Below are 7,290 nucleotides of genomic sequence, written 5' to 3'. Positions count from 1 at the left end.
AAGGCACCACCCTTTGGATAGGAGGTGATTGTGCGCAGCGGCTCATCGGCAGACTGCACCGACTCACCCGACCAGTTCGCAATCGGCACAATGAAAGGCGCCGGGTTGTCGATGACGAACTTCTTCATGCCCTTGGCAACCCGGCGCAACGTTGCGTCGGCCAGGTCCTTCTTGCGGCCGAAGATGCTTTTGCCCAGGTCGGTGAAGTCGATGCAGTCAGCGGCGGTCTTCCACTTTTGCTGGCCCTTGACCGGGTTCTTCGCGTGAGTAGGCTCCGGCCAGACGATCGGCCGGCCATCGCACCGGGCGATCATGAACAGGCGCTCCCGGCTGGTCGGTGCGCCGAAGTCGCATGCCCTGATCACCTTCCACTCCACGACATAACCCATCCCTTCCAGCAGCGCCACAAACCGACGCCAGGTGCGGCCACGCTGCTTCGGATCAGGGACCAGGAACTGGTTCGATACCGGCACTTGCTCGCCCGGTGCGGCGATTCGGTTGGTGGTCTTTCCCTTCTTGGTTGGGTGCGGCACCTGGTCCAGGGTCACCACCCGCCCGCTGGCCTTGTCACGCTTGGCGATCAATCGGCCCCACTGCAGGATCTGCTTCACGTTTTCCAGGCTGATCACCCGGGGGCGCTTCTTGCCTCCCCACTTGAGGCCGATCCACGACAGGTTGCGTATCTCACGTTTGCGCGGCTGGCCGCCGGCAGCCTGGCTGTGGTGGGTGCAGTCCGGTGACATGTGGAACCAGCCCACGGCCTTGCCGCCGCATTCGGTGTCCGGGTCACCGTCGAACACGTCGGTGGTGAAGTGCTTGGCGCCTGGGTGATTTACGGTGTGCATGCTGATCGCCGCGGCGCTGTGGTTCTTGGCCACGTTCACCGCGCGGCCCAGGCCCATTTCCAGGCCGGTGCCGGCGCCGCCACCACCACAGAAGCAGTCGACAACGATCTCATCGTCCTGAGGGTTGAAGCCGAGACCGTATTGGGTTTTGAAATCGAAGGGGTGTTTCTTCTGTTGTGCGGACATAGGGATCCTCGCCGAGTATATTTGTCGATCGGACACGTGGGGGAAATGGATGATGCTTAACGATTACGGAAAGGCGCTGTTTAAGCCGCTGGTTTCGGTACAGAATTTTGTACTGGCAGGGAGTTTTATATTTGTTGTGTGGTTATTAATTAGGGTGTTCCATCTTAATAGCTCAGAGATAGCAAGCTGGGTTCAAGCGATTGGTTCGATAGCCGCGATTTTGGGCGCTTTTGCAATAAGTAATATTCAGGTCAAACGCCAGGAAGAGCAGAGATCAATAGTTTCTGAACAGAAGTTTAAAGCATTTTTCGCTGTAGTTAAGCACGCCGTAGATCACGCACGAGGTGTGAGGGACGCGCTCGAGACCTATGAGCTCAAGCGGGATTTCAAGTTGGGCTGGAACACTGGTTATTCAGAAATATTTAAATCGTCTGTGAAATCTATGGGGCTTATCCCTGTTCATGAACTCGGAGATTATGATTTGGTTATCGCACATAATCATATCTTGGCCGCGGTAATAAATATTTCAAAAAGGATAGAAGAGTACGTGCTAGCGGAAAATTTTGTTGAGCAAGAGTTAGAGGTGCTTTGTCTGAATGTCGCCGGGCAGACTGAGATAATAGACTTCTATTGGCCAAACTTTGAAAAAGCTTAGTATCTGTGGCTACCGCAGTCTGGAAAAAAACGGGCTTTCCTCTGGATAAAAGGTCAGGCGCTCGCAAGCGCCCTCAGTCCAGCCAAAAAGATTACTTCGTGTCGAAACTGCCCAGCGACAACACATCGGCTTCACCAATATTGCTTTGCAGCGCAGCTTTGAATTCCTGGGCGATGTCTTCGCGCTGGACCTCTTCGCCAACCCAACGCAGCTTGAGCACTGGCTGCGTGCCGCTGGTGATTACCGACAGGCGAAGAGTGATCACTTGCTCAGTCAGTCCCTCGAACGGGACGGTGCTGAATTGCAGGGAAACCGGCAGGGTTTCTTTGCTGCGGGCCTCGATTTGATCCATAGCGCTGCGGCTGGCGCTGGTCTCGCCCACGGTGGTTTCCGACTCGCTCGACGCGTTGATGGTGATAGTGCGCACGGCGGCAATGGCCTTGGCCACGGGGATGTCGGTGTCGCGGTGATCGCAAGCGCCGTCCCGGGTGGATACCTGTGCCTTGGCCAGATCGGTGACATATCCGGAGCCGCCAAAGCCCCAGAACGACAACCCGTCGCCGACGTAGGCATGGTTCCGGCTGTCTTGCAGGTAGAACTGATCGTCCATGGGTTATCTCCAGTCAGGCTGTCAGCCTCCGCGTCCGAAAACTGCATAGTGGCGAATTTATGGCGTATGTGGTTTATTTCGCCTCCTAAACATGGAGGTGGGGGATGTTATTGAAAAGGCAACAGCTGATTTATGGTTTTGCTACGTCAAATGTTCCAGCATATGGCTGCCCGTACTGTGAAGCAGGAGCGCTGCAGCTGGTTGGAAAACTAGATAGTCAAGTAACAGAGGCATCGAAGAGAGATCAGGATTATGAATTCGACCCTGATGGCGTCGTGCTGACATTTGGCGGTAAGCTCAAATGCGCTTCTTGCTCAGATGTAGTCTTCTTTACTGGGACCGGCGGGCTTGAGATCGAGCACTGCGTGGGAGCTGACGGTGGATGGGAGTCCGAGTGGGTGGAGTACCATAATCCACGATTCTTTTATCCTCCTTTGAAAATAGTGATATGCCCCGAAAAAACTCCCTACCTTGTCAAGGAGAAAATAGTTGCGGCATGTGAGTCTTTTTTTTCACAGCCAGACTCTTGCTGTAACAGCCTCCGCGCCGCGGCTGAAGAGATTCTTACTGACCTTAAAGTCGACCTTAATACGGCATCTGGTGGGTTCCTTCGGTTTTCGGATCGAATAAACAAACTACCTACAGAAAAAGAGGGGGTTAAAGCGTTATTCGACGCTGTTAGGTGGCTTGGCAACCATGGTAGTCACGCAGGATCAGTGCTTACGCGATCCGACGCGATGGATGCATTTGAAATTATGAATCTCTTGCTCGAAGAGCTGTACAGCGATAGCCGCTTAAAGGCCCAAGAGCTTGCTAGACGTATAAATCTAGCAAAAGGACCAGTAGGCAAACATAGCTAGCGAGTTTGTTGGTCAATTACGGGAGCAATAATTTCGTCACCTGGCTTGCGCTTGAGTTCTCGCACGCTCTCATTATGGAGTTCTCGCGCCACGTTTTCGCTAATCATGATTTCGTGGCGCGGATAGCTCAAGAAGGTGATCAACTCGTCGTCTGGCATTAAGTCCATCTTCATGATGGCGATCTGCAGGACTTCGCTGATGATCGGCGTTTTGCCTCTGGCGCGGATCCGGTCCATGGCCTGCTCGATGCCCGGCCTGACCTTGTGCCGCAACTCCTTCTCGGCGACCGCCAGCCGCTTCTGCGCAGCCTTGGCCGATCGTTCCTGCACAGTCTTAGCCATGGCCTACCTCTTCTATTCCGCTGGCCGGCAGTGCGAGCCAGGTTTGACGTTTGCGTTGCTGGGTGCGGGCTATGCGGCGCATGAATCGACCTTCACCTGGTGCCAGGCGCCGACGGCTTCGAAGATGCGCGCGGCGCGTGCCTCGTCCAGTGATATAGCCTCGGGAATGGCAATCCAACCCGAGGCCACCATCTGGTTTTGATTGGCCTCGTCGCGCAGCTTCTTGTAGCAATGATCGATCACGTCTTCCAGGTGGTCGGAGAGGTAAACGCCATCGGGCGCCACCTCCACTGACTTGCTGTATCGGTCACCGCGGGCGTCGATGCAGAGGGCGCTGAGGTAGATCGTCCACCGGTGCGGGATGCCGCATACGGCCTGGCCAATCTTCCCCGGCGCGATGTTCTTGAGCGACTTGTAGTTGATCATGCCCTGGCGGCCACTCGGGTCGATGTTCACCACTGCGACGTGGTTGGCGGCCAGCAGCGACCGGCAGGACCGGTCAATCCGGGCTTTGAGGTTGTGCGGCTTGCGCTTGCTCATAAAGCCTCCGCGAGTTTGCGCAGCGCTTCACGCTCGGCCCGGGTGATGGGCGGCTTGCGGCGCTTGAGGATGGTCTCGGGGTCGATCTTGGTCGAACGCTTGCCGGGGTCTGGATTGATCGGTGGGCTTTCGAGTTGCACGATCTTTCCGTTGGCTGCAAGGTACTGGGCAATCTGCTCGGAAAGGTCAAAAGCGGCACCACGACGCTGCTCGACCAGGTTTAGGTGGTTGCTGATCATGATTCCTCCTCAGCGCATTAGCGCCTTTCGAACAAATGGGTCAAGGTCTGACTGATTCAGGAGCCAGCGCCGATAGTCGCTGGGAAGGTCAGCAAAGGCGGCTCCTTTGTGCTTGCCGAAACCGATGACTTTGGGGATTCGCGCATCCTCTGATATCTGCCACAGCTCTTCCCAGTCACTAACCGGTCGCCCAAGATCGGCAGCGAGTTGGTCGAGAATTTTCACCAGCAGCAGCCGACAATTTTTCACGTCATCCAGCGCTGCGTGGGCGTTGCGGAGCAGGCCCGTCGCTTCGGCGCGGTAGTGCAGGTAGATCATTGCGGACTGGGTGTGGCTGTCGGCGTCTGGCCAGAGCTTTGAGCTCAGTGCTCGTGTACAGATGCGCTTGACGTCCGGCTCCCCGATGACGCGCCAGTCGTAGTCCACGTTGTGCCCGATCAGATATTCAACATCGTTCGGCAAGTTGAAGTCGGTGTGCGGATGGAAGCCAGCAAGCTCTTCGTCAAGGATGTGGCTGGTTGCCAGAGCACTCAACTCGATCGGCTTGCCAGGCTTGTATCGCTGGAGGAAGTCAGCCGTAACCGCGAGGCTGCTGATGCTTTCCAGTTGGAGCCATGCCGCCTCAATTAGGTGTGGATCGTTTAGGCCAGTTGTTTCGCTGTCGAAGATGTATGCGGTCATGCTGATTGCCTTTGTGGGGAGAGTTCATTTTTGCGCTTGTCTTTGGCTGCCACGACCTGCTGGACGAGATCGTCAACGCCGACGGCGATGGCTTTTGCGGCGTTGAACGCCGATTGCAACGAGGCCATGTCCTTGGCTGTGGCAATATCAGCTAAAGCATCCACCAGCAGCTCCTTGGCGCGCTCCTCAGGACTGACGCCAGAATTCAGCCAAGCCAGCAGGCGCGCGCCAGTGTCGGCGCTTATGAGCTCGGGCTGGACGAACAGCTTTGTACGGTCCTTGCTGGCAGTCGCCGTGTGGCCGTCGTGGGTGAGGTCCAGCACCACGGTGAATTCGTAGTCGGTGCCGTCGCGCTGCTCGGACTTCATGCCCAGCTTGAGGATTTTCTTACCCTCGCCCTGGACCGTTTCCGTCTTGCTCCGCATGGTGCAGATGATATGTAGTGAGCTGGTGAGGATCTTGTCTGTTAGCCGGCGGTGGCGCGGCGTTGTCTCGTTCCAAGCTGCCCAGGTATTGCCCCGGAACTTCTGGTGGGCGACCGTCTCGTTGATCTCAAGGCAGCCGCCGGAGCCAGTCCACTCGTGGGAATAGCTGTCGATGATGAGCGTGTCATAGCCGGCTTGCTCGGCAGCGGTGATCACGTCTATGTAGCGTTCTGGCGAATAGGGAGCGTGCAGTTCCATTGCGTCGAAGTCGACCAGATCCGCGTACAGCGATGCGCTTCCGTGCTCGGTGTCCAGTACCGCGATGCGACCGCTCAGTCCCTGTGCAAGAAGCAGGGCGGAGTAGGTTTTTCCTGATCCAGACGGCCCAGCAAGTGCCAGCCGTAGCTTGGCCTGCTTGCGTTCGGCTTTCTTGAACATTTGAGTTTCCTCAGCTTGGTTGGTTGTCCCACTGCCGCTGAATGCGGCGGGCGGCTTCTTCGTACTCTTTGCGCTCGTTGCCGGTGAACCGTTCCGGCGAGAACGCGCCGACAGTCACCCAGTCGAACTGGGCGGCCATTGCAGGGCTCATACGACTCTCCGGGGGCTCAGGCCCATAAGCTGAGATGCCTGGGCCATGGTCTGCGGTTGGATGACGCCCAGGTTGCTGGCCACCCGCTTAACCACTACCAGGTCATCCAGCGTCCGCGCCTTGTCGATGTAGCCGGCCAGGGTGACCAGCTTCGACTGGCTGGCTGTCAATGCCATGCCGAGGTGCACGACGCTGAGCTGGCGAACATCCCGGCCCACCGCGGTGCTGACCGACTCGAAAACCTGCTCCAGCTTCTTCTTGGCGAAGTTCGCCTCGACCTGGGCGCGCTTTCGGTCATCGACTGCGGCCGCAAGCCTGGCTTCCAGGTCCAGCACCATCTCGGCAGACTCGCCAAGCTGCTCAATGCGCTCGCGTTCAGCCTGGCGGTGGGCAGAATCAAGCTCTTCGCGCTCGATCTTGGCGGTGGGCGCAGCGTGGGCAATCGTCCGCAGATCGGCAGCCGATAGGAGGGATTCATTTTCTTGAGACATAGAGCCTCCGGCGCGGCGCCAGAAGGCACCGACGGCGATGGTTGAAATGCGTGTTAGGCAGCAGTTGCGCGGCAGGACTTGTAGATTTCGTCGATACGAGCCTGAAACTCTCGCTGCTCGGTATCGCTGATAACGCGCAGAAGGAACGCCAGGGTTATCGCTGAGCGTGCTGCAGCACTAGCGTTAGGCTTTCCGACCTCTTTGCGGAGCTCCGAAAGCTCGGCATTGATCCATCCGACGGCGGTATCGTGGTCACGCTGCTGTAGGCTCAACGGGGGCGCTCCAAGCTTCGTGCCAGGGTACAAGCTTCGTTGTGGTTGCGGCGAAACCCTTTCACCTTGCCGGTAGTGGAGTCGACGACGTGGAAGAACTCATTGCCGGCCGGGATCACCCGAAACATCGGCGACGTCTTCGGTGCGCTGGAGCCGACCAGGCCGAGGCAAAGCGCCAAGGCCATATTGCGGCGCTGATTCATTGCGAGCGCTACATCGCAGTAAGCGTGCTGACTTTGGATCATGGTCAACTCCATTCGTTGGTTCACCTGTATTCGTCAACACTCATGCCTCCCGCTGGTTGCCGATGGGCGCGGGGGAGGAGTGCTGACGTAATAGAGGTGGGGAAGAGGGCCCAGGCCCGCTACTGGCGACGGCCTGGGTTTGCAGCATCAAGTTGTCCTGGTGCGCTGGGGTGGTCTACCGGATACCCGGCCGATGCGCGGTGACATCAACGACCTACTGTCCGCTGCCTGTATGAGTGTTGGGCGCAGCCTTCAGGCTTGCCACGCCGCGCGGGTAAATCGATGATCTACTTCATGGCCGTATCTCCTGT

At 57.4% G+C, this 7,290-nt stretch carries 13 protein-coding genes; 2 read left to right on the top strand and 11 right to left on the bottom strand.

All coding sequences use genetic code 11. From position 1 onward, the window contains the following. Nucleotides 1-1,031: DNA cytosine methyltransferase (locus BBG20_RS17670; RefSeq protein WP_141697300.1), on the bottom strand; the 1,031-nt coding region annotated here is incomplete at its 3' end. Between the two features lie 52 nt (nt 1,032-1,083). On the opposite strand from BBG20_RS17670, the gene BBG20_RS17665 reads away from it, so the two are divergent. Next, on the top strand, nt 1,084-1,686 hold the full coding sequence (locus BBG20_RS17665) for a hypothetical protein (RefSeq protein WP_065905535.1): 603 nt from the start codon (nt 1,084-1,086) through the stop codon (nt 1,684-1,686). A 91-nt stretch (nt 1,687-1,777) separates the two neighbouring features. Here BBG20_RS17665 and BBG20_RS17660 read toward each other — a convergent pair whose 3' ends face one another. After that, nucleotides 1,778-2,296, bottom strand: a complete 519-nt coding sequence (locus BBG20_RS17660; protein ID WP_083221422.1) for a DUF2303 family protein — start codon at nt 2,294-2,296, stop codon at nt 1,778-1,780. Between the two features lie 104 nt (nt 2,297-2,400). On the opposite strand from BBG20_RS17660, the gene BBG20_RS31925 reads away from it, so the two are divergent. Continuing rightward, nucleotides 2,401-3,156 (top strand): DUF4145 domain-containing protein, encoded by a 756-nt coding sequence (locus BBG20_RS31925; RefSeq protein WP_083221421.1) that lies wholly within the window; start codon nt 2,401-2,403, stop codon nt 3,154-3,156. Here BBG20_RS31925 and BBG20_RS17655 read toward each other — a convergent pair. The 9 genes from BBG20_RS17655 to BBG20_RS17620 all read right to left on the bottom strand — a co-directional run bounded on the left by BBG20_RS17655 (nt 3,153) and on the right by BBG20_RS17620 (nt 6,979). Next, a complete protein-coding gene (locus BBG20_RS17655) occupies nt 3,153-3,497 on the bottom strand; it encodes a hypothetical protein (protein ID WP_065905534.1) in 345 nt (114 codons plus the stop codon). The two genes, BBG20_RS31925 and BBG20_RS17655, sit on opposite strands and share 4 nt — an antisense overlap. Before the next feature lie 69 nt (nt 3,498-3,566). Continuing rightward, a complete protein-coding gene (locus tag BBG20_RS17650; RefSeq protein WP_065905533.1) occupies nt 3,567-4,037 on the bottom strand; it encodes a hypothetical protein in 471 nt (156 codons plus the stop codon). Further along, a complete protein-coding gene (locus tag BBG20_RS17645; RefSeq protein ID WP_065905532.1) occupies nt 4,034-4,276 on the bottom strand; it encodes a hypothetical protein in 243 nt (80 codons plus the stop codon). Before BBG20_RS17645 ends, BBG20_RS17650 begins: the two co-directional genes overlap by 4 nt. A 9-nt stretch (nt 4,277-4,285) precedes the next feature. Then, nucleotides 4,286-4,957 carry a 3'-5' exonuclease gene (locus BBG20_RS17640; RefSeq protein ID WP_065905531.1) on the bottom strand — a complete coding sequence of 224 codons (672 nt, stop codon included), beginning with the start codon at nt 4,955-4,957 and terminating at the stop codon, nt 4,286-4,288. Then, nucleotides 4,954-5,820, bottom strand: a complete 867-nt coding sequence (locus BBG20_RS17635; RefSeq protein WP_065905530.1) for an ATP-binding protein — start codon at nt 5,818-5,820, stop codon at nt 4,954-4,956. Before BBG20_RS17635 ends, BBG20_RS17640 begins: the two co-directional genes overlap by 4 nt. Before the next feature lie 10 nt (nt 5,821-5,830). After that, nucleotides 5,831-5,971, bottom strand: coding sequence for a hypothetical protein (locus tag BBG20_RS32950; RefSeq protein WP_158267393.1), 141 nt, complete (start codon nt 5,969-5,971; stop codon nt 5,831-5,833). Beyond that, a complete protein-coding gene (locus BBG20_RS17630) occupies nt 5,968-6,462 on the bottom strand; it encodes a hypothetical protein (protein ID WP_065905529.1) in 495 nt (164 codons plus the stop codon). The genes BBG20_RS32950 and BBG20_RS17630 overlap by 4 nt, the downstream gene beginning before the upstream one ends. Nucleotides 6,463-6,515: 53 nt before the next feature. Further along, nucleotides 6,516-6,734: a hypothetical protein gene (locus tag BBG20_RS17625; RefSeq protein WP_065905528.1), complete on the bottom strand. Its 219-nt coding sequence runs from the start codon at nt 6,732-6,734 to the stop codon at nt 6,516-6,518. After that, on the bottom strand, nt 6,731-6,979 hold the full coding sequence (locus BBG20_RS17620; RefSeq protein WP_065905542.1) for a hypothetical protein: 249 nt from the start codon (nt 6,977-6,979) through the stop codon (nt 6,731-6,733). Before BBG20_RS17620 ends, BBG20_RS17625 begins: the two co-directional genes overlap by 4 nt. Nucleotides 6,980-7,290 lie beyond the last annotated feature (311 nt).

This window comes from Pseudomonas aylmerensis (assembly GCF_001702265.1).
Taxonomy (GTDB): domain Bacteria; phylum Pseudomonadota; class Gammaproteobacteria; order Pseudomonadales; family Pseudomonadaceae; genus Aquipseudomonas; species Aquipseudomonas aylmerensis.
Note: the sequence above shows the minus strand (reverse complement) of the source record. Positions and strands in the feature narration are given on the sequence as shown.